Source organism: Pedobacter borealis DSM 19626 (assembly GCF_000708285.2).
Taxonomy (GTDB): domain Bacteria; phylum Bacteroidota; class Bacteroidia; order Sphingobacteriales; family Sphingobacteriaceae; genus Pedobacter; species Pedobacter borealis.
Window position 1 is genome coordinate 15,407 of sequence record NZ_JAUG01000029.1, and the last position, 23,700, is coordinate 39,106.

At 38.0% G+C, this 23,700-nt stretch carries 11 protein-coding genes and 1 tRNA gene; 3 read left to right on the forward strand and 9 right to left on the reverse strand.

The features are described from left to right. Window positions 1–7: 7 nt before the first annotated feature. From AW17_RS10245 to AW17_RS10255, 3 genes are all read right to left on the reverse strand, one after another. The gene (locus AW17_RS10245) at window positions 8–3,436 is read right to left on the reverse strand and encodes a SusC/RagA family TonB-linked outer membrane protein (RefSeq protein ID WP_051691751.1); all 3,429 of its coding nucleotides are present in this window, start codon (window positions 3,434–3,436) and stop codon (window positions 8–10) included. 121 nt (window positions 3,437–3,557) lie between these two features. Then, complete coding sequence (locus AW17_RS10250; RefSeq protein WP_029276094.1) at window positions 3,558–4,745, reverse strand: ROK family protein; 1,188 nt, start codon at window positions 4,743–4,745, stop codon at window positions 3,558–3,560. 1,526 nt (window positions 4,746–6,271) lie between these two features. Continuing rightward, on the reverse strand, window positions 6,272–6,667 hold the full coding sequence (locus AW17_RS10255; protein ID WP_029276095.1) for a rhodanese-like domain-containing protein: 396 nt from the start codon (window positions 6,665–6,667) through the stop codon (window positions 6,272–6,274). Between the two features lie 148 nt (window positions 6,668–6,815). Between AW17_RS10255 and AW17_RS10260 the strand changes: the two genes are divergently transcribed. Both AW17_RS10260 and AW17_RS10265 read left to right on the forward strand, forming a co-directional pair. Next, complete coding sequence (locus tag AW17_RS10260) at window positions 6,816–7,715, forward strand: LysR family transcriptional regulator (protein WP_029276097.1); 900 nt, start codon at window positions 6,816–6,818, stop codon at window positions 7,713–7,715. Beyond that, the gene (locus tag AW17_RS10265) at window positions 7,703–8,152 is read left to right on the forward strand and encodes a GNAT family N-acetyltransferase (RefSeq protein ID WP_029276099.1); all 450 of its coding nucleotides are present in this window, start codon (window positions 7,703–7,705) and stop codon (window positions 8,150–8,152) included. Before AW17_RS10260 ends, AW17_RS10265 begins: the two co-directional genes overlap by 13 nt. Before the next feature lie 485 nt (window positions 8,153–8,637). On the opposite strand, the gene AW17_RS10270 is transcribed toward AW17_RS10265, so the two are convergent. Then, window positions 8,638–8,710, reverse strand: a tRNA-Lys gene (locus AW17_RS10270). A 344-nt stretch (window positions 8,711–9,054) separates the two neighbouring features. On the opposite strand from AW17_RS10270, the gene AW17_RS10275 reads away from it, so the two are divergent. Then, window positions 9,055–10,602 carry a sulfatase gene (locus AW17_RS10275; RefSeq protein WP_029276101.1) on the forward strand — a complete coding sequence of 516 codons (1,548 nt, stop codon included), beginning with the start codon at window positions 9,055–9,057 and terminating at the stop codon, window positions 10,600–10,602. A gap of 255 nt (window positions 10,603–10,857) precedes the next feature. On the opposite strand, the gene AW17_RS10280 is transcribed toward AW17_RS10275, so the two are convergent. The 5 genes from AW17_RS10280 to AW17_RS10300 form a co-directional block, all read right to left on the reverse strand. Further along, window positions 10,858–12,696 carry a glycoside hydrolase family 35 protein gene (locus tag AW17_RS10280; protein WP_029276102.1) on the reverse strand — a complete coding sequence of 613 codons (1,839 nt, stop codon included), beginning with the start codon at window positions 12,694–12,696 and terminating at the stop codon, window positions 10,858–10,860. Window positions 12,697–12,804: 108 nt separating this feature from the next. Then, a complete protein-coding gene (locus AW17_RS10285; RefSeq protein ID WP_051691752.1) occupies window positions 12,805–14,328 on the reverse strand; it encodes a glycoside hydrolase in 1,524 nt (507 codons plus the stop codon). Between the two features lie 21 nt (window positions 14,329–14,349). Further along, a complete protein-coding gene (locus AW17_RS10290; protein ID WP_029276105.1) occupies window positions 14,350–16,050 on the reverse strand; it encodes a RagB/SusD family nutrient uptake outer membrane protein in 1,701 nt (566 codons plus the stop codon). A 5-nt stretch (window positions 16,051–16,055) separates the two neighbouring features. Further along, complete coding sequence (locus tag AW17_RS10295) at window positions 16,056–19,235, reverse strand: SusC/RagA family TonB-linked outer membrane protein (RefSeq protein WP_051691753.1); 3,180 nt, start codon at window positions 19,233–19,235, stop codon at window positions 16,056–16,058. Between the two features lie 232 nt (window positions 19,236–19,467). After that, the gene (locus AW17_RS10300) at window positions 19,468–23,592 is read right to left on the reverse strand and encodes a hybrid sensor histidine kinase/response regulator transcription factor (RefSeq protein ID WP_029276107.1); all 4,125 of its coding nucleotides are present in this window, start codon (window positions 23,590–23,592) and stop codon (window positions 19,468–19,470) included. Window positions 23,593–23,700: the final 108 nt, after the last annotated feature.

Sequence of the window (23,700 nt, forward strand, 5' to 3'; positions counted from 1 at the left end):
TAAATTATTAAAATGAAGATCGTATAGTGAAACCAAATGACCTAGTTTTTGGCAACGAATCGTACTCAATTCCCTGCATATTACCTATACTATTTACCCCTTCTGGGTTTAGTCCTTTAGGTATAGTGGTAAAAATATAGAATAGGTCTCTTCCCACTAATGAAAGCGACAGGTTTTGAATAAATTTGGTTTTTTGAATAAATTTTGCTGGTACCTGATAGGTTAAGGCAACCTCTCTTAGTTTCATCCAGGAATTTTTAAATACAGCTGCAGAACGCGGTACGCCAAGGTGATTCCAGGCTGAGAAAGTTCCCTGATAATACCATTGGTAGTTCACTACATCTGTATTAGGCGTGCCATCGGCAAAAACACCTCCGAAGTTGACCCCTGTATTGGCTATTGTTCCATCAGGATATACCAAGGGCAAACCACCGCCGTTACGCTCTTTTAAAGTCTCTTCGAGGTTCCCGCTTCCCATACCTGCAGCATAAGAACCAAAATAGGTATCACCACCAATCTTGGCATCAGCCAATACATATAATGAAAATGCTTTGTATTTAAAGGTGTTGGTAATACCACCTGTTAAAGATGGCTGCGAATTGCCAATTGGCACCTCGCCATTACTTAATACCCATTGCGTACCAGCATAATAACTTTTTCCATCAACGGTATACTTTAAAGGCAGTAAATCTGTGCCCTGAGCCCTTGCCACTACTTTTTGTCCGTTTATGTAAGTAAAATCTCTGCCGTAAAGCGTGCCATAATAATCACCAACCTTAACTTTTTGCGAAATACCAGCGCCGCCAAAAAAGTTACCCAGCGTTAGGGTTTCAACTCCATCCTGCAGGGCCAAAACTTTTGTGCGTGCATGTGAACCACTAATAGATACATCCCAACTAAAATCTTTTGTTTTGATTGGGGAACCACTCACGATAAACTCGAACCCTGTATTGCCTAATGAACCAGTATTAATCAATATATTAGAAAAACCAGATGATTGTGCCAATGGGTTACCTAGAATCTGGTTAAAGGTTTTCATCGAATAAGCAGTTAAATCTACGTTCAATCTATTTTTTAAAAAACCCAACGACAAACCACCTTCGTACGATCTGCTTCGTTGAGGTTTTACACCATCAAATTTCAATGTTCCAGGTAAACTCTGCGCCTGCTGGCCATTATTTGTAGTTACATCCAAAACATTAAAAATAGAATAAGGCTCAGTGTCAGAGCCTGTTTCTGCATAAGAAAGTTTCAGCTTCCCAAAGCTTAACCAAGGCAAGCTGTTCTGCATTCCTTTAATACCATCAGTAAACACATAACTTAAGTTGGCTGCTGGGTAAAAATAAGAATTTGAACCATTAGCCAGCGTACTCGACCAGTCGTTACGTGCTGTAGCTTCTAAAAACAAGTAGTTTTTATAAGAAAGGTTTAAGAAACTGAATGCTGAGTTGATCTGTTTGGCGTATTTGGTTTCTTGTGGTTGAGGAACAGGATTTGCACCATTATTCAACGCAAACACATTCGGCTTCACAAAATTGCCCGCAGTCGAATTACTTGAAGTATAGTCATTTCTGTAATATCTTTCTACACCCGCGGTTAAGCTAGCATTAATCTCTTTGCCAAAAAGATTGTCTTTGTGTAAACGTGCAAAAGCTTGTAAATTGGTTGATAAATTTTTTGCCTGTGCCAGTTTGTAAGCGCCATTAGCCTGCCCTAATACATCAGTAGGTTGGTTTTTTACCGTAGTCACATCATTCGAATTATCTACACCACCTTGTGCAGTAACGTTTAAGAAATCAGTTAAATCAGCCATTAACTTCATTCCACCAGTTAATCCGTTTCTGTTAAATACGGTATTGTTATTATTGGCATTCCAGTATTGGTTGCCCAAATACCCTCCGCTGAAAGGATAAGCAGGTGAACCAGCAGGAAAATTACTTGACGTCAATACATCCTTACGCGAATTGTTAGGACCATAAGTATTATCAAAATCAACATACGGATTATAATCTCGTGGCATAGAGTAAATTACCCCTCCAAGATAGCCCGAACCAACAGCAGGAGCATTTAAGCGCGTGAAATTAATATAGCTCGCAGTAACCTCTGCACTTAATTTTTTAGAAACTTTTAAAGTAGAGCCCAGATTAAAAGTATTTGATTGCATATTACTGTTTAGTATGTTCGCTTTGGTATCATTTCTGGTATAAGAAAGTCGGCCTGTAGCACTTTCACTTCCTCCAGAAATCGCCACATTATGACTTACTACTGAACCATCAGGGAAAAATGCTTTCCAGTTATCAGGCTGGGCAGAATAAGGCCTTAAAATACCATCATAATTCAGTATTGGTAGATTATCAAACCTTGGACCCCAAGACTGACTTCCCGGATAACTGAAGTAGGCATCTGTTGCTTTACCCATTGGATATGGCACTGTACCAAAGGAGTTGCTTAAATATTCTCCTGGAGAAGTATAACTATTCCCGATCTGATAGCGTTGTCCCGCACCATTAGTAGGGAACATTTTATTATTATCTGCTGTTAGCATCGAGGCAACACCGCCTTGTCCGTATTCATTTTGAAAATTTTGTATTTCGTAAGGATTGGTGTGTCGATAAGAGTAATTGTAATCAACACCAAGTCCTGGCCTGTTACTACCTTTTTTACGGGTAATTAAAATAACACCATTACCACCTCTTGCACCATACAATGCAGCAGCGGCTGGGCCTTTTAATACAGTAATGCTTTCTATATCATCCTGGTTGATGAAATTCATACCTGTACCCCAATCATTATTGGATGAAACATCGCCTCCTGTACTCCCAGCAACAGATGCAGTATTGTTACCGTTCACATTGGCAGGATCATTATTAAGCGCAACACCGTCAACAATAATCAAAGCCCTGTTATCGCCAGTTAACGAGGTATTTCCACGAACTACAATTCTCGATGAGCCGCCTTCTACGCCCCCACCTGATTGTGAGATTTGTAAACCAGCTACTTTACCCATCAAACCCTGTGCGATGGTTGGCGCCTGGCCAATAATTAAGTCTTTACCTGCTACTTCCTGTGTAGAGTAACCTAAAGATCTTTTTTCTTTCTTTATCCCAAAGGCTGTAGTTACCTGAACTTCATCCAAACTGTTAGAAGATGATTCGAGCCTAACATTTACTGTTGAAGATGCTCCTACATTAATTTCTTTTGAAATATAGCCAACAGATCTAAAAACAAGGATATTTCCTTCTGTTGCGGAAATAGAGAATTTACCCCCAGCGTCTGTCTGGGTAGCTTTGGTTGTGCCTTTAATAGTGACACTTACACCTGGTATTGGCCCAGATGCTTCCATTACCGTACCGGTAATGGTTTTTTGCGCAAAAGCTGTTATTGTCAAAAAAGTTAACAAAAACACACTTAGGCACTTTAAGTACATTTTTTTCATAATTCGTTTAGGTTAGTATTAGTTAAAATTGGTTCAAAATTTGGTTTAGTGGTTCTTTTTTATTTCCTCATAATTTCGGTTGTTAGTTAAAAAATTATATTATTTATCTGCTTGGTTTTAATTATTCAAATAAGCTGTTCTCTACCATCAAACTGGCAGCAGCCAATAATTCAGCCTCATCACTTAAACTAGAGCATTTAATTTCTGTTTGTTCAGCTACCCGAGGTATACAAAACTCGTTAATAGCCTGTTGTATTGGCGGCAGAAGCATTTTTCCAGCTTTTGCACCACGGCCACTTAATACAATCCGTTCAGGATTCATAATATGGATTAAAGTTGCCAATCCTTTACCAATCTGAAATGCGGCATCAGCTAAAATAGAAATAGCGACAGGATCTTGTTTTACAACTGCATTCAAGAAATGATCTACATGGCTTTTACTTTTATCATTAAAAAGCGTTCTTAAACTTGTTTCTTCTCCTTTTTTTACCGCTGCTTCTGCTTTTTGAACCATCACCAAAAGAGATGTTTCCACTTCAAGGCATCCCCGCTTACCACAAGAGCATAAGGTATTTGAGTTAGATAAAGGGATATGGCTAAATTCGCCAGCGTAGCCGCTACTGCCCCGGTATAATTTGCCATTAATAATCATCCCCAAACCTGTACCCCAACCAATATTAACTACGAGTACATCCTTTAAATTTCGTGCTTCACCAAAGTTTAATTCAGCTAAGGCAATCAAACTCGAGTCGTTATCTATGTAAACCGGTAAACTTAATTTTTTAGCGAGATAGTCTTGCAGGCTTATATCGTTTTCAACCTGCATAAATGAATAGTTCATTCCCTTCTCTGCATTTACAAAACCCGGCATACCAATACCAATTCCCAATAAATTTTGTTTATCGATTGTTGATTTCTTTATGCAATGGTCAATAAATTCAATTAAAGTATCAGCACTTTTACTCTCGGTCATGTCTAAATCAATCACCTGCGTGGGTAAAACCTGATGATTTGACAAATCATATATGGTTAATTGACTGGTTAACTGATCCATGGCTACGGCTATTATATACCTCTTGTAATCGGGGTTCAATAAAAAATTTAAAGGGCGGCGGCCTCCGGTAGATGGTGCCAATCCCTGCTCTATAATTAAGCCGTCTTCTATCAAAGCATTTACAGTAGACGTAATTAAGGGCAAGCTCTTTTTAGTACGTTTACTTAAATCGGTGAGCGATGATTTTTTTTTATAATAAAGTAGCTTAATAATGTCGGCCCTTAGTCGTTGTGCTTTCTTAATAGTTGCTGACATTTTTTAATTTGGTTACATAAAAATACAAAAAAAACAAAAGAACCGAAATCTTTTTAAAAAAATTAAAAAGAAAGTCAATTTTTAGCAATATTCATAAAACCATGATACAGGTTTTGTTACTTCAATGCAGAGAGACTTAGTGGGACAAATTATTTGCACAAAAAGCAGAATTATTACCATCTTAAGCTGGTTAAGCATTTTTTTTCATAATCTGTGTGGTAATGGTTAGTTACTTTATCAGTATTATTCGATTGGTAATTCGCAATAATAATTTGAACTATCTAATCATGGGAAAAACTGAAAACCCATTAATTTTAACAGAAGAAATGAATAAGGATATACGTTTATATTTTTACATGTTTTTTACTAACTACTGACATAACAAACTTATGAAAAAAAAATATAAACAATGAAAACTTTTTAATTTTTTTAAAAAGATGATTTTGGATCGAGTAGGAAGATAGGGATTAGTTCCCTATCTGTCCTCTCACACCACTGTACGTACCGTTCGGTATACAGCGGTTTGTTGAAATAGTATCTCTTAACAACCGGTAGTATTCTCCTGTTGTCAGGCATTGTGCCCACTGGTTGCACGGCTCGGCTCAGCTCCTCTTATAATTTACTCTCGGATTCCGTCCTACCCTCATATAAGTAGTTCTCTAACGTGGTTCTGCTGTAAACGCTCTACCATAAACTTCCTGTTTCCTTTGCCATTTCAACATTTGGTCCTTCCTCCATCTGTGATACAGTACTACGACCGCTGCTGACTTCTAAATGAGCCATTGAACGTCCCCGCTAAATGTTTCCTCTCCTGTAATCGCGCTTACACTTGACAGAGCTCATTCAGATCTCCTGGGGTAAGGCAATCCGCTTTCTATGGATGTGGCCCCTGTATCTACGTAGTGATATTCTGTGCAGTATAGGGCTTTTGTTTGTCATGCAACATCACCCATATCACCTCGCCTTATATACAGTTCCTGTTCGTAGGCCCACATATTTGCCGCCAGCTTCCTTCGGATTCGCAGTCGCCCACGACACCCTTGCTATTGGCTAACACTTCCTACTGCAAAGTGTGTTCGGGACTTGCACCCTATAGCTGATTGCCATGCCCAGCGCACATGCAAAAAGCCTCACACTTCTGTGAGGCTTTTCGTGATCCCTATGGTACAAATATCGAACACTTTTATTGATGATTGTAAGAAAATAATAGCTTTAAAAGACAGATAAATGAGGAATCTAGCATTAGCTAGGTAAAAATATCATTAAATCAAAATTCCGTACTTTTTGCAATTCTTATTTTTGGAAATCTTAGGGTTAGACTTGCGTTTTTGGGGTACTCTTTTCTAAAAGGTGTACTCATAAAACGCATAAGAAAAGATACTCCACGGTATTTTGACTGGATTGTAAATATTTTTCCGTCTGAAAAACTTGCGTATATTTAGGAGTTGCCTGCAAGCGTATAGCGACACCCAAAACGAAAGTGGACAAAAATCTACATTTGTCCAACTTTCAAATAGAATAATGAATTAACAAGCACATTGAATTTTTTCGCCACTTGGACTTGACTTTGTTCCTTCGGTAGCATAACCGTCAAATTTCCACCATTCAATACCGCCCATTAACTCTTTGACTTTAAAGCCAAGTTTTGACATATTCAACGCACCTTTTGTAGAAGCATTACAGCCAATTCCATCGCAATAAGTTACATACAAAACATCTTTATCCAAATGTTTGGTGCTTTCCTCAGTCATTTCACGATGCGGAATATTTATTGCCATTGGAATATGTTCGGCTTCGAAGCCAAATTGTTTTCTTGCATCAAGTGGAACAACTTTTTCATTGTTATTTAAAGCATCAAATAAATCTGATGGGTCCATTTCAAAGGCTAACTTATTTTCGTAATGTTTAATTTGTAAATCCATTTTTCTAAATTTTAAGATTAATAATGATACAAAACTAAAACAACTTTGTACTCCATAAAAACGAAAAGAATTCATCATTTGTAACGATTATTTTCATACAAATCTGACTGCTTAATTTCGTTCCTTTGTATAAAATTTAAAACAGAAAATGGAAATTCGGCATTTACGCCTTATCAAAGCAATTGTAGAAGAAGGTAGCATTACAAAAGCTATCGACAAATTGCATTTGACACAATCGGCGTTAAGTCATCAATTGAAAGAAGCTGAATACCAATTGGGTACAAAAATATTTCTTCGCATCAATAAAAAATTGATTTTAACGAAAGCTGGAGAAAAATTATATACAACAGCCAACGAAATTTTAGACAAACTTTCCGATACCGAAAAACAAATAAAACAACTGATTTTTGGGGAGGTTGGCGAAATAAGAATTAGCACAGAATGCTATTCAAGTTACCATTGGTTGCCTTCTGTTTTAAAACAGTTTCATCTTTTGTATCCAAATATTGAGTTGAAAATTGTGATGGAAGCAACTCATTATCCTTTACAAAAATTACAAGAAAGTATTTTGGATATTGCCATTATTAGCGACCCAATTAAGAACGAAAACATTAAGTATATAGAACTTTTTCAAGATGAAATGATGATGGTAGTTTCTGAAAATCATTCTTGGGCAAATAAAAAGTATGTGGTTGCGGAAGATTTTATAAATGAACATTTATTGATACACTCTTTGCCATTGGAAAGCGTTACTATCCATCAATTTTTATTAGCACCAGGAAAAATTACCCCTAAAAAAATAACACCATTACCACTTACAGAAGCATCAATTGAAATGGTAAAAGCTGATATGGGAATTATGGCAATGGCAAAATGGGCTTTGCAACCGTATTTGAAAAATAACAATTTAAAAGCAATAAAAATTGGCAAAAATGGACTAAAAAGGAAACATTACATTGCCTATATGAGCAACAAAACCTATCCCGATTATTTCCAGCATTTTATTGATTTTTTGCAAACTGAAATTAACCAACAATGGACTATTTAATCAGAAAATTAGAAGAAAAAGATTTAGCAACTTTGGTAGAATTATGCCAAAAGCATGCTGAGTATGAACAAGTAAGATACAAATATATTGATAAAGAAAAACAACTCAAAAGTGCAATTTTTTCACAAAATCCGAAGTTATATTGCTATGTAATTGAAAGTGGAGCAGAATTAGGAGGTTATTTTTCATTCACTTTTGACTTTTCAACTTGGGACGCACAGACATTTCTATATTTGGACTGTCTATATTTAGAACCAAATTTTAGAGGACTAAAAATTGGTGAACAAGTTTTTGAAAAATTAAAAGAAATAGGACAAGAAAACAATTGCGTAAATATTCAATGGCAGACACCAACTTTTAATGAAAGAGCCATCAAGTTTTATAATAAAATTGGTGCGACAGGAAAAGACAAACGTAGATTTTTCATAAATTTATAACGTATATACAAAAACGCCAGCAGGCAACAAGGTATTGCCAAAAGCGGGGCTGAACAGCTTCGATTGGACATTTGTGCAAGGTTCAACTTTCGTTCTTCGATTGAACTTTTTGCGCAACAAATCCCCGCCTTCGGCAATACCCAAATCGTTAGCGGTAATTTTACAGACCGTATGTAACTAATAAAATGAACAGACAAATAATGGCTTTACACTTTGTTGAATGAATAGATTTTCACTTTTTTTGAGATATAACTCGATGAGAAAGGGCAATGTGAGAACCCAATCCAGTATGGTATTTCTCCATACGCTCGTAAACAGTAAGTTATTTGAAAAAAGAGCTAAATTTTTCTACTCATTCCCATCAAGCTGACACCACCGACATCGAACACAAAATCTACGTTTATAGCATTTCAAGCGACACTGCAAATTATTATAAAAACAGAAAACCATCTTTAAGATAAATAAAGATGGTTTTTGAATTTCTGTGATCCCGCTGGGATTCGAACCCAGGACCACTACATTAAAAGTGTAATGCTCTACCAGCTGAGCTACGGAATCATTTTGTCCCTTTCGAGGCTGCGAAGTTAGAAATTAAATTCATTCCTGCAAAGAACAAAGTCAATCTATTTAATAAAAACTTAACATTTACTAAATAAATAACAGTTAAATATTTAGGATTCACAGGGTTAAGCACCTTAAAAAAATATCTTTTTCCTTTCTTCTCATCTGCTTTGTTGTAAAAGTCGACAAATAAGTTAAAATAGCCTTCGTGTAGTTATCCAAATATTATTTAACGCTACTATAAACGCAGTGATGCAGCAAACGTTTGCGCAACAATTTAGAATTAAAGTCTACCAAAAAAATCTATTTTTATTGTAGATTCTAGCCAAACAAATACTTCCATGAAAAAATCTGCATTCATCATCATCTTGTTAAATATTAACTTTTTTGCATTCTCTCAACAAAAAACAGCACCGGCACGCCCAAATATTATCGTTTTCCTGGTGGATGATATGGGTATCATGGATACTTCGTTACCGTTTTGCGACAGTACTATGCCATTGAACAAACGTTACCATACACCAAATATGGAGCGCATGGCAAAAGACGGGATGAAGTTTGTTAATGCTTATGCCCAACCTGTATGTACACCTACAAGGACGAGCTTAATGACGGGTATGAATTCCACTCGTACACATGTTACCAATTGGACGTCGCCTCAAAAAAACAACAATACCGATGAAAAAGACGAACAATTCTTCCCATTAAATTGGAATATCAATGGTTTTAGTCCAGGTTCAGATATTGAAAATTCTGTTAAAGCCACTCCTTTCCCAATACTGCTGAGGGATGCCGGTTATTACACCATACATGTGGGTAAAGCACACTGGGGCTCTATGGGAACCCCCGGAGCCAATCCTTATAACCTTGGCTTTATGGTTAACATTGCCGGGCATGCGGCAGGCCATCCGCAAAGCTATCTTGCTGAACAACGTTATGGCAACATGCCTGGGAAAACGCAGGCACAGGCAGTACCCGATTTGGAGGAATATTACGATTCTGACACTTTTTTAAGCGAAGCACTAACGCTTGAAGCAAAAAAAGCCCTGGCGATTCCGATAGCCAGAAAAGAACCTTTTTATCTTAATCTGGCTCATTATGCTGTTCATGTTCCGATTATGGCCGATAAAAGATTTGTGCAAAAATATTACGATGCAGGTTTAGATAGTACTGAAGCCAAATATGCCAGTTTAGTAGAAGGAATGGATAAAAGTTTGGGTGATATCATGGATTTCCTAAAAGCAAAAGGTGTTGATAAAAACACGATGATCATTTTCATGAGCGATAACGGCGGTTTAGATGCACACCAAAGAGGAGGTCCTGTAAACACACACAATTATCCTTTCAAATCGGGTAAGGGTTCGGTTTACGAAGGTGGTGTACGCGAGCCAATGATTGTAAAATGGCCCCTTGCTGTTCCTGCTAACTCGGTGAATCGAAACCCGGTAATTATTGATGATTTTTTTCCGACCATATTGGAAATAGCTGGAATTAAAGCGCCAAAAATCACTCAAAAATTGGATGGATTAAGTCTGTTTGCTGCATTAAAAAGCCCAGAAGTTAAACTTCAGGATAGGCCCTTAGTTTTTCATTACCCCAACAAGTGGACAACTGTTAAAGATGAAGCAGTACTTGGAATAAATTATTACAGCGCCATTCGCTTTGGCAACTGGAAATTGATTTACCAGATGCGCACACAAAAATTTGAACTCTACGATTTAAGCAAAGATATCGGCGAGCAACATAATCTTTCATCAACTAACCCTACTCAAACGAAAAAACTGGCCATACTTTTAGGCAAAACCTTAAAAGAACGTGGGGCACAAATGCCTGTAGAAAAAGCGACTGGAAAAGCAGTACCATTTCCAGATGAGATTTTTGGCAATTAACTATGTTTATCGTGATAAAGCAAAAGAGATTGTATCATAAAGACGATTTCGCCTCAGATGCTGTCATGTTGTCCAAAGGACTCCTACGGAGAGCTTGTCGAAACAACTTAAAGGGTATTTAAGCAAATCCTTCGACAAGCTCTCCGTAGGAGTCCTTTGGACAGGATGACAAATCTATATTTATGACACAACTCTTTTCCCTAAATCTTATTATAAACCCCAGCCGCGTTAACCAGAAGAAAATCGAAATGTTATTTATTTTTTTAGTTCATTTAAAATAGGTTTAGCTAAGCTGCTTAATGTATGCTGTGTAGGTTTAAGCAGTTCGAAAACGACAATGTCATTCTTTCCTTTTTTCAACCATTCTGCTGGCAAATAAATGGTTTGTTGAGGTCCAATGCCCCAATATTTCCCCAAATTATGTCCGTTAACCCAAACCACGCCTTTGCCCCATTTCCGCATATCTAAATAAGTATCTGCTACTTTTGTTAAATTAAAGGAGGCCGATTTAAGTACCGCCGCAGATTGGCTATTTACTTTAGGCTGTATTTTTTTGGTATCGATTTTATCAAATGGCAAGGGATACATTTTCCATGATTTAATCTCTTCACCATTAAAAGTTACATTTTTAGTAATCCCTTTATTATTTTTAAGCAGGTAAGGACCAAAATTAATCCTACCCAAGTTTTCTACTAAAATATCAAGTTGTACATTGCCAGCAGGAAGATTAACTATTAAACTATCCTCGTAAAGCCTTCTATCTAAAACACCTGCAAGTTTTTTATTGATATATACCAGGCCATAATCGCGTAGCTCGTTGATTTTAATTACACCTTTTCGCCCACCTTTTATGGTGCTGCTGTACAATACAAAACCATAAGGCTGGTTAAGGGCTTCGAAGGTTAATGGTTTTTCACTTAATTGTGGTTTTCCAACCAGGTTAAAGATGTCTGTTGATTTGGTAAAGGTAATTACAGGCAATGCAGCTGCAGGCTTGGCGGCAGGTACAGGAGGAAGTGTTTGGTTTGCGGGCAAATTCTTTTTAATCGCTTCGCGAAAAAGCATAAATTTTGGTGTCGCATTGCCGGCCTCATCTAAAGGTGCATCATAATCATAACTACTAATCTGCGGTTCGTAAGCTGTAGAATCGTTATAATTTGCCCCATTCATAAAAGCTCTGGTTGTACCGCCATGAAACATATACATGTTAATAGAAATCCCTCCTTTAAGTACGGTATCCAGTTTGTCAGCATACATTTTTGGATCTACCTGATGGTGTTTTGTACCCCACCAATCGAACCAGGCCGGATACCATTCTGGCACAAAATAAGGTCCGGAGCCATTGTTATATTTATTGATCAGCGTTCTGATCTGAGCAGGATTATCGATGCCATTTACGCCTGGAAGCAAACCCGCTAAATGACCACCTTCTAATGCAGGAACAGGATCGCAGGTTGAAAGCACGCCATCAAAACCGGCATCTTTAAAGAGCTGGGTATTGATCTTCAAATATTCCTTATCGTTTCCGTAAGAACCATACTCGTTTTCTACCTGTACCATTAAGATGTTGCCACCATGATTAATCTGAAATGGCGCTAACCGTTTACCAATTTCTTTAAGGTATTCTTTATATTCTTTTAAATATTGCGCTTCTTTACTCCTTACCTGTAGACCTTTAATGTTCTGTAACCAAAATGGATAACCACCAAATTCCCATTCGGCACATACATATGGACTAGGGCGAAGCAATACCCATAATCCTTCTTCTTTTGCAATACGTACAAATTCAGCAATATCATTATTACCGGAAAAATCAAACTGATCTTTCTGCGGTTCGTGTACATTCCAAAATACATAGGTACCAATGGTATTTAAGCCCATTGCTTTAGCCATTTTCATTCTATCACGCCAGGCTTCTCTTGGTATGCGGGGGTAATGCATTTCGCCAGAAATGATCTGGAAAGGCTTATTATCAAGTAAAAAAACAGAATCGGCAAGTTTAAAAGTATGTTGAGACTGGGCATGGCCTTTAAAACTCGTTAAACAAGTGATCAGGATTACTATGGACATTAAATTTTTAAGAATAGGCTTCATTGTGTGTTATCGTTAAGGTGAAAATTAAGACATAGCATAGCCATATCGATCTAAATACTGCCTTTCGGCCCTAAAATCAAATGGAATGTAAACGGAGTGCGTTACAAATTAATCGCTGAGCACAGTGGTAATCGATTTAGCCGGAATGCGGATTTTTTTAGTGTTTGTATATTGTTTATAAGGCGCCAAACTATATTCGGCAGAAGTAACATAGGTTTGTACAAAACTTTGCTTCTTCCCTTTTACATCAATATCCAGATCGAGATCGTTTTCTGTCGGGTTAACGGCTACCGTTACAATTTTTTTATTTTGCAAGTAAGACGATATATACACCTGTGCTACTTTTTCTTCAATTGTTTTAACCTGAAGCCGCCTACTACCTGCACCAATAAAACGGCTATAATTGCCTAAAGCCCATAACATTTTGCTCTCGTACACCTGACCGTCGGTTTTGTTCCGATCGATATAAACCAGACCATCCTTGTAATCGCCTGTTGATACGGCCAACCACCACTGCCAGGATGTTGCATTTGACAAAACAAGATCGTGATGGATCAACTTTGCAATAAACAAAGCGGTTACCATACCCAGGTCGCGTTTTTCGCCTTTAAGCACATCATCCCCCAACACACAATATTCAGACATCCAATACCTTAAACCTTTTACACTGGCCACAGCATCGCCTGTTTTTTTACGTACATCAATAAATTTTTGCTCTGGACTGGTGGTAAAATAGCTATGACCAGAAATAGAATTATCAATATTGGAAAGATTGCCAACATAATTAGGCGATGCAGCATTAAAGAACTGATATACCTGATTTCCCTTGGCGGTGTTTCCATTATCGTATAAGTAATCGAGCTGACCTGCCTCTCCTATCTGTATTTTGGTTTTGATCTGATTTTTAGCGAAGGTATTATTTACACCTTTATAAAGCTGAGTCAGTTCGGTGTTGTTATATGGGCAGCCTTCCTGATTATGCTCATTCCATTTCCATTGTGGCTCATTTGCAGGGCTAAGGTAATCCAGTTCTATACCTGTTGTTTTTTTTATTCCTTTGATGTTAGCAACAAGATCGGCGGCAAATCCGGGAAGTTTATCAAAATTCAGATTGCAGTTACCATCTGTAGAATATGCTTTTCCGTTTTTGGTAAAAAGCACATGTGGACTGTTTACAAAGCCGATAAACTGTTTTACGCCACGGGTTTTAGCGGCCTTTAAAAACCAGGTTTGCCCTGGCATCGCGTTCCAATCATAACTGCCATCTGGTTGCAGAAAAGCGTATTGACGACGCCATTCGTCGCCAATATCGCTTGCCTTACCTTGGGCGGCACTGCCACCACCAATGCTGAAACGCCACATGTTAAGACCAATACCAACAGGCTGACCTGCTTTTGTAGTTTGGGTACTAAAAAGCAAATCGGCCATCTTATCCCTTTTCTCTGCAGGCCATAATCCGGCAAACTGACAAGTCCATGCATCAGAAGCACCAAAACCTTCTATGGTTTGGAATGTGATGGCCGGATCGATCTCTATTTTCAGAACGGCGACTTGCGCAAGAGCGGTTTCGCCATAGAAAAATAAGGCCAGGCAGATAAAAAAACGGTTCAGGTATTGATATGGCTTTATCATGTAAAATTTAATTTCTATTTATTAATAACCCGGGTTTTGCTGCAATTTACCACCTGAGGCTAAAATCTCGGCCCTTGGTATGGGCAACCAGTAATGTTTGGTTTCAAACTTACGCCCATCCAGCGCAACTTTAGGTGTATAAGTAAATCCTGTGCCTGTTTTGGTAATAATCATTCCAGCAGCAGGTTTGTTTTCGGTTACATCAGCAATTTTCCATCTTCTTACATCATAAAAACGATGTTCTTCGAAAGCAAGTTCTACCCTACGCTCATAACGAACCGCATCGCGCATCTGTGTTTGTGTAAGTCCAACGGCCAATGCAGGCATATTCACGTCTGGCCTTGCCCTTACCATATTTATCGCTTGCCTTGCCGTCATCGTTGCTCCGGAAGGAACAGCATCAGGGCCATAAGCTTCGTTAGCCGCTTCAGCATAGTTAAGCAAAATTTCTGCATATCTAAAATAGATCCAAGGTTGAAAACCTGCATTACCCCAAGGGTTTTGCAATGGATAGGCATCATTCATGAATTTTTTAAGGTAATAACCTGTTTTGGTTGTATTCCAGTTATCATTTCCATCTTTACTATCTTTTCCTCCCGGAATAAAGGTTTCTACATTACGCTCGCGATAAGCTGCACCATTGTATAAAATGGTTGCTGCAAAACGCGGATCACGGTCTTTGTACGGATTGTTTGCATCATAACCAGAGGTAGGATCAGTAATCGGTTTTCCGTTGGCCATTTCGTAATCATCTACCAGGTTCTGCATAGGAAGATTTCCTCCCCAGCCGCCATAACCATTTGGCCCGTTGGCAATCTCCAGGTGTGTATGGTTAGCATTTTTTGTAAATAATCTGGCAAAGATGATTTCGTTATTCTGATCATTCAGGAACAGATTTTCATAGCCTCCATTAAAAATACTGTATTTATTTAAGCCAATAACAGCTTGCGCCGCTGTTGCTGCTGCCTCCCATGTACCCGCATTGTACAATGGACTAGCGGCATATAAAAGCAAACGCGATTTAAGTGCCAGTGCAGCACCTTTAGTGGCTCTACCCGGCATCCAGCTACTGCTATTATCCAATGGCAGATCTGCAGCCGCTTCATTGAGTTGGGCCACAGTATAATCAATGCTCTCTTTTATTGTTGCGCGCTGAAACAAAGCCGGAGCTTGTAAATTATCAGTCAGGCTGGTTACTTTATCACCCATTAAAACTACGCCACCATAGTTTCGAATTAAATCCTGATAACGGAAAGCCCTTACAAATTTGAGCTCCGCGATCAATTGTTTTTTATGCGATGGGCTCATGGCAATTTTAGCAAGCACACCAAGCGCATAATTACATTCTCTTATGCTTTTGTAGCTTCTGCCCCAATATACACCTGCACTGCCTAAATTTTCCGGAGCCAGCTGGCCTCTCTGAATCAACCAGGTAAAATCATCGTTATTGTAAACAGATTCGTCTGTGTATGAACTCCACATACTGTATTCGAAGCCTCTGCCAAACCCTGGTGCAGAACCATCTCCTTCTTTATCTTGTAATCGGGTGGCAATATACCTGTTGGTTACATAAGCTTCCAGAACAGATGTATCGCTTTCTATAGTAGTGGTAGAAATCCGGTCTGTTGGTTCTACGTTTAAAAAATCTTTTTTACAGCCCACCACACTCAATGAGATTAATGATAAGCCCAATAATATTTTATGTATCGTTTTAGTATTCATGATGTTTAGAATTTAATATTAGCGCCCAGATTAATAATGCGTTGCTGTGGATAGAACTGGCCACTGCCACTGTTTCCTTCGGGGTCGTAATCTTTAATTTTTGAAAAGGTTAGCAGGTTAAATGCACTGGCATAAAACCTTAAGCCCGAAACATTTATCTTCTGTAAAAACCGCGCTTTTAAATTATAGGCAAGCTCAACGTTTTTCAGCCTTAAAAAAGAAGCATCATTTAACCAAAAAGTATTGGTAAACTGTCCGCCACTGATGGCGTTCGAGGCACGATCGGTAACTCTTGGATAAGTTCCATTAGGGTTTGATACGCTAAATCTGTTATCGGCCCAGCTACTGTAGAAATTACCTACACTTCCTGCTTCCGGCAAAACATATTGGCTAACCTGGCCCTGCCCAGACAACACGAATGATACATCGAAATTCTTGTATGAAGCTCCGAAATTTAAACCATAAGTAATTTGAGGGGTATTGCTATAGGCTGATCTGGTTTGGTCATCAGCAGTAATCTTTCCGTCATTGTTATAATCCAAATATTTAAGATCACCTATTTTGGCGCCACTTACATGGGGATAAGCATCCAACTCCTGTTGTGTTCTAAATATACCAACACTATTGTACAGCAGGTAAGAATTTAGCGTTCTACCTGTTTGGCGCTGATAATCTAACGTACCGCTGGCCTCATCAATAAACACGACCTTATTTTTAGCATAGGTAATGTTTCCTGATAAATTCCAGTTAAAGTTTTCGCCATTATGGTTATAACCTAAGGTAGCCTCAAAACCATTGCTGTTTACCTTACCGATATTTTCTGATGGCACCAACGGTGTATAATTGGGGCTTTTATCATCAAATGGATTAACTATACCTGAAGAACCTGGTAATGAAGCATTTCGCGTTGTTAAAATATCAGAGCGTTTTTGCTGGAAATAAATAGCTTCGATGCTAAAGTTTTTAAATACTGTAGCGTTAATTCCGATATCGAGTTTTTTCGCCACCTCCCATGTAATGTTCGGATTTGCTAATTTAACCAGGTTTACACCAGGTTGTATGGTTAGCGCATTGCTTGCGTCTCTGGCCACAAACCCGTTGCCTACCAGTACATAGTTATCGAAATACTGGAAACCATTTACATTATCGTTACCCAGCGCACCATATGATGCACGGATTTTTAAGTTATCAATAAATTTAACGTTTTCGTTAAACCATTTTTCTTTTGAGATTACCCAACCTGCAGAAGCGGATGGAAAAACACCATACTGCTTGCCTTGAGGAAAAATAGACGATCCATCAACACGAAACTGGCCTTCAAAAAGATATTTATCATCATAAGTATAAGCTAAACGGCTGATTATACTCCGGCGGTTGTAGTTAGAGCTATAGCCCGAGTTTAGAAAATCTGTAGCTGCTGTGCCGCCTTGCGAAAGCTCAGGCAGTGATGTAGATAAAAAGTTAAAACGCTGTGCATCGAAATATTCTAAATGATTTTCGCTTTGTTCGTAACCCACAAAGGCATTAATATCATGCAGGTTGAACTTACGGGCGTAATTCAGCTTAATATTTGAAGTAAGCAACGATTCATTTTTATGGCTTTCGGTTAATGTTGCTTTTTGATTGTTACCACCAACAATTACGCTGTTAAAGTTTTTTGTTCCTTGATCATACTGGTACAACAGATAAGGTTTGTTAAAACTTTTACTAAAAACATTCGATTTGTCTGCCGAGAAAAAGCCATCTACAGAAAGTCCCTGTACACCCGGTATAATAAACGTAGCCCTTAAAATTCCATTCAAAACCTGTGTAGGGTTTTTATTGGTTCCACCTATATCGGTTACCTGCATTGCAGGGTTTGCATTCTCTATTCCTGTAGTTGGCAAACCATTTGGGTAATATGCAGCGGCAATTGGTTTTGCTCTGTAGATAGATCTAAAAATATCACCCGCCCCAACCTGCGGAAATACGCGATTCTCTTGCCTGCCCGATACTGACAAACCAACTTTAATATATTTAGATATATTGGCATCAACATTACTGCGAAAATTATACTGATTGTATTTTGTTGCAGCATTTTTGTATAAACCATCCTGAGCTATTGTGCCCAATGAAACATAGTATTTTACATCTTCACTACCACCATTAACCGAAAGGCTATGCTGACTTTGAAGTGCGGTCTTTTTTAGTGTTTCGTTAATCCAATCGGTATTTGGATACAAGAGCGGATCGGAACCATTGCGAAATTTCTCGATCTGATCTGCAGTATAAGATTGATTAAGGCCACCGGTAGGATTTGAATCGAAACTAATTTCGTTCATAATCTGTGCATAAGTAGCAGCATCGGCCATTTTCGGCAATCTGGTAGGCGACCCAAACCCTTGGTTAAAACTGTAACTTATAGATGGTTTACCCGTTTTTCCTTTTTTGGTGGTAACCAATATTACACCATTTGCGGCTCTGTTACCATAAATAGCTGCAGAAGCATCTTTTAATACCGACACACTTTCGATGTCGTTGGGATCTAAACGCTCAAGGCCACCAATCTGACCTGGTACGCCATCAACTACAATGAGTACATTATTACTCCCGGTAGTGGCAAGCCCCCTAACCGTAATGGTAGAACCATCAACACCAGGTTCGCCACTGCGGTTATTTACAATTACCCCCGAAAACCGGCCCGCCAAAGAGTTTGACAGGTTTGGTTGTGGGCTTTTCATTAATTCACTTCCTTTTACCTGCGATATAGAGCCTGTTAAGGTTGCTTTCTTCTGTGTGCCATAACCAACCACTACCAATTCGGTTAACGTTTTAGATTCTGAACCAAGCTGAACGTTAATGTTTGTTCTGTTTCCTACCGTTTGTTCCTGACTGGTGTAGCCCACATAAGAAAAAACGAGTATATCTGTTGTAGCTGCAACAGCAATGCTATAGTTACCCTTCGCATCGGTTTGTACTGCCTTCTCTGTACCCTTAATTTTAACCGCTACACCAGGAAATGTAGCACCTCTTTCGTTTGTTACCGTACCTGTTACCACAATTTCTTTAAGCTGGCTCTTTATCCCTGTTTTAATAGAAACTAAAGATGCCATTGCCGGTAAACTGATGGATACGATAAATAGAAATGCCAGTGTTTTAATTGTAAAGAATTTTGGCAAAAATCCTTTCAGAACTTTTCTTCTCATAATTGGTTTGCAAGTTTAATATTTGGTTAGCAGATCAATTTTATAACCTACCCAACTGAACCCTTTATCGGAATCGCGATTATAGCACTGCTTTATGAAAGGCTAAATTAGCGTCAACAAACAACTCCTATAGGGTACAAACAATCCAAATTAGAGGGGTAAACAAACCGAAAAAAACCCAAAACAATGCTTTGGGGCCGATTATTAAAAACAATAGCTGAATAGCTACCTGCTATTTACCTTTTTTAACTGTGGTATTAATGTTATTGGAAAACGGCTTACGGAATTTTTTAATGTACTGCGATGGGTTCATGTTAAAGAGCTTATAAAACTGCTCTCTAAAATATTTCGGATCGTTAATACCCACCATGTAAGAAGTTTCCTGAATGGTTTTATCCGTATTGATAAAAATTTCGGCAGCTTTCCTCAACCTGATGAAACGAATAAAGCCATTCGCTGACTGACCAGAAATGGATTTTATTTTGCGGTAAAGATTAGATCTCGACATACCGATAGCCGCAGTAAGTATATCGATATTAAAATCGGGATCGATCAGGTGTTCTTCTACAATACGGATACAGTTATCTAAAAACTCTTTGTATTCTGCAGAGATTTTGGTGTTGTTCGAATTGAGGGTAATCTCGTTATAAAAATATTTTTGCAGCGCATTTTTACTCTTTAGTATACTGGCTACCCTCGCTTTTAAAAAATCTTTATCAAAAGGTTTGCTAATGTAATCATCGGCCCCGCCTTCTATTCCTTTAAGTTTAACTTCTGGCGCAGAAATAGCGGTCAGCAGGATAATAGGAATATGAGAAACGGCTACATCTTCTTTTATTTTACTACAAAGTTCTATCCCGGTTATACCATCCATCATTACGTCACATATCACAATATCCGGCAATAGTTCTTTTACCATATCGTACCCGTCTTCTCCGTTGCTCGCTTCATAAAGGTGGTAATCCATTCTGAAAACCTGTTTCAGGTATTCTCTGATCTCGATGTTATCATCAATGATCAATAGTGTTTTCAAATCCACAGCGAGCTGACTATCAATCAATGGTTCTTCTGCTGCTTTTACAATATTATTTGCCGTAATTTCATCCTCTATTAACTCTTTAAACAACGATGAATCGGTATCTATCAGTTCCTCCTGCAAAATTACCGCATCTTTAAAATGGCTTATTCCTTTTAATAAAGCAATATTAAATGCCGTGCCTTTATTTTCAACGCTGGTATAACTTATCGCTCCACCATGCATTTCTATAAAATTCTTAGCCAGGTACAAACCAATACCAAAACCTCCTTTTGCTGATTTATTTCCCGGATCCTGATAAAATTTTTCATAGAGTTTTTCTCCTGCAAAGCTGGTAATACCACAGCCTGTATCTTCTATAAGCACATTTATATTTTCCTGGTTACTTTTTACAATCATTTTAACCGTACCGCCTTCTGGCGTAAATTTTATGGCATTTGCCAGGAGATTAAAAAACACAATCTCTATTTTTTCCCTATCAGCATAAAATGGGATCAATTCATCGGCGCATATAAACTCAAATACAATATTTTTAGACCTGGCCTGGTGCACAAAGCAAAGAAATACTTCTTTACACAAACTCACCAGATTTACGGGAGCTACTTTTAATTTTCCGCCATAGGTATCTGCTTTTCTGAACAATAACAATTGATCTACCAAACTTAAAAGCCGTTTTGCATTCCTGTAAACAATATTTAAATCAGTGGTATCAACATTTTTATCGTTCTTGTATAAAAGCTCTTTAACCGGATTGATAATTAGTGTAAGTGGCGTACGAAACTCGTGCGATACATTGGTAAAAAAAGAAAGTTTCTTCTCACTGAGTTCTTTCTCTTTTTCACTTTCTACATGGGCCAGCTTCACCTGAAATTCGAGGTTTGCTCGATGCTCACGGTACTTAAGATAGGCATAAATTATCCCAAAGAAAGCCAGTCCATAAATACAAAAAGCCCACCAGGTACGGTACCATGGCGGTGTAATGGTAATTATGATAGAATTGCCCACCATATTCCAGATGCCATCGTTATTTGATGCTCTTACCTTTAACACATACTTACCGGGATTTAAATTGGTATAGGTAACTTTATGCTCACTGCCACTGTAATTCCATTTCTTATCGAAACCTTCGAGAAAATAAGCATACTTGTTTTTTTCGGAAAGTGTATAATTGAGTGCTATAAAACCAAAAGAAAGCACGCTTTGGCTGTAGGGCAAAGTAATCTCCTTAGTCATGTACACCGGTAATTTTAATGGAGAATCATCACCAGGCAGAATTAATTTATTGAAAATAGAAAAATCGGAAAAATAAACCGCCGGAGCCGTTTTATTATATTTTAGCTGTTGTGGATTAAAGTAAACGATACCTTTACTTCCCGCCAGGTAAATTTCTCCTTTTGCATTTTTACAGATAGCGGCATTGGCATAAACACCGTCTTTCTCATCGTAATTTTTTACCATTTTGTTTACCGGATCAAAGAGCGAAATCCCCTGTTCGGTTGTTACCCATAGCCTGCCATTATTGTCTTCTACCAGATCGGTAAAAACATTGCTTACAAAACCGTTTTGCTTTGAATATATTTCGAAAGTATCTGTTTTAGCTACATATTTATTCAATCCATCGCGGGTGCAGATCCAAACATTTTGGTGCGAATCCAGATAAAGGCTATTTACAATGTTATTGCTAATGCCACCTTTTCTTGAATTATCGATCATGTAATTGCTAAACTTTCTGGTTTTAGGGTTAAAGCGGCTGAGCCCACTTCCGTATGTGCCTATCCAAACATTGCCCTGCGCATCTTTTAAAAGGCAGTACAAATGGTTATTACTCAATGAAGCCTGGTTTTTAGGGTCGTTAAAGTAATGGGTATAACTGCGGGTTTTATCGTTGTACACTTTCAAACCAGCATCGGTAGCCAAATAATATTCGTTATTGTTTACCTCAATTAAATCTCTAAAAACATCTTCGTTAAAAAAACTACCAAGTGCCGAACGGTGATGATGGTGAAGAAATTTATTCTCTTTCTCCTCGTAACGGTCGAAACCATTTTCGCCCAGCACCCACAGCCTGCCATTTAAATCGGTAGATAAGTTAATAATATCAGAGCTTGATAAACTATTCGCATTACCGGTATGCAGCAATTTAATTACTGAACGATTATCGGGATTATATTTAAACAAACCTTTGTTTGTGCCTATCCAAAAACCCTTACCATAGCTGATGATGGATTTAATTTCTGCCTGGCCAAAAGGAAGGGAAATAAAATTAAATTTATATTGGTTAAAGTCTATTTTACTGAGACCATTTTTACCACAAACCCATATCATTCCTGTTTTATCGCGGTATAGACCTCCGTTGGCAAAAAATTCGAGTTCTTCTATTTTCTCCCATTTATTTAGTTCGGTGTTTACCCAAAATAATCCGGAGTTTCCGCCAACCAGCATTTTTTTTGCGCCTAAATTTAATATACTAAATACTGAAGCGTTACCAGTGCCTTTACTACTGTAGGTGTTGAATTTCCTTGTTTTCGGATCGAATCTGAACAGATCGCCTTTCCAATAACAGCCAACCCATATCATGCCATCGGCATCTATGCTAAGTGTCCAGATATCGTTTGGATTTTTTTCGCCCGCTATTTCCTTTTGCGTGTAATTGGTAAAGCGCCGTGTCTTTTTATCAAATTTATTTAATCCTTTGCTCCAATTGCCTAACCATAAGTTACCTTCATTATCTTCTGCAATGGCATTAACCGATTTTCCTTTAATGGCATTTGGATTTTTAATATCGGGCTGATAAACTGTAAAAGATGCTGAGTTTTTGTTAAAAAGGTTAAAACCATCGTCGGTACCTACCCAGAGCTTATTTGTTTTATCAATGAGTAACGACCATATTTTATTATTGCTCAACGATGTTCTATTGTTTTCTTTATGATAAAAACGCTCAAATTTCTCTGTTACAGGGTCGAATTTATTTAAACCGTTCATGGTAGCCACCCAGAAAGTATCACTCTGATCTTCTACAACAGCATTGATATAGTTATTGGTTAGTGAGGTGGTATCGCCCGGGATATTTACATAAATTTTAAAAGAATAACCATCAAACTTACACAAACCGTTTTCGGTACCCACCCATATAAATCCCCTTTTATCTTTTAAGGCAGCTGTTGTGTTTTTTGAAGGGAGTCCTTCATTTATACCGTATGTTTTAATTACATAATGGCCTGCTATTACAGGCTGGTTATCGATATGGGATACCTGCGCTTTAACATGAGTAAAGAGGAAAAAAAATTGTAGAAGAAAACAAGTTAGACTAATTAATCTCATAGTTGAACAACAAAATTTGATGGGAGAATGCCTTAGCTAAACCCTGCCTCTTTTGAAATAGACGAGTTGTAAAGATACAATTTGCAAACTTATTACCGAATCTATTCT

Excerpts from the sequence above, each read along its gene's own strand:
- AW17_RS10245 (WP_051691751.1), bottom strand. The coding sequence starts at position 3,436 with ATGAAAAAAATGTACTTAAAGTGCCTAAGTGTGTTTTTGTTAACTTTT.
- AW17_RS10250 (WP_029276094.1), bottom strand. The coding sequence starts at position 4,745 with ATGTCAGCAACTATTAAGAAAGCACAACGACTAAGGGCCGACATTATT.
- AW17_RS10255 (WP_029276095.1), bottom strand. The coding sequence starts at position 6,667 with ATGGATTTACAAATTAAACATTACGAAAATAAGTTAGCCTTTGAAATG.
- AW17_RS10260 (WP_029276097.1), top strand. The coding sequence starts at position 6,816 with ATGGAAATTCGGCATTTACGCCTTATCAAAGCAATTGTAGAAGAAGGT.
- AW17_RS10265 (WP_029276099.1), top strand. The coding sequence starts at position 7,703 with ATGGACTATTTAATCAGAAAATTAGAAGAAAAAGATTTAGCAACTTTG.
- AW17_RS10275 (WP_029276101.1), top strand. The coding sequence starts at position 9,055 with ATGAAAAAATCTGCATTCATCATCATCTTGTTAAATATTAACTTTTTT.
- AW17_RS10280 (WP_029276102.1), bottom strand. The coding sequence starts at position 12,696 with ATGAAGCCTATTCTTAAAAATTTAATGTCCATAGTAATCCTGATCACT.
- AW17_RS10285 (WP_051691752.1), bottom strand. The coding sequence starts at position 14,328 with ATGATAAAGCCATATCAATACCTGAACCGTTTTTTTATCTGCCTGGCC.
- AW17_RS10290 (WP_029276105.1), bottom strand. The coding sequence starts at position 16,050 with ATGAATACTAAAACGATACATAAAATATTATTGGGCTTATCATTAATC.
- AW17_RS10295 (WP_051691753.1), bottom strand. The coding sequence starts at position 19,235 with ATGAGAAGAAAAGTTCTGAAAGGATTTTTGCCAAAATTCTTTACAATT.
- AW17_RS10300 (WP_029276107.1), bottom strand. The coding sequence starts at position 23,592 with ATGAGATTAATTAGTCTAACTTGTTTTCTTCTACAATTTTTTTTCCTC.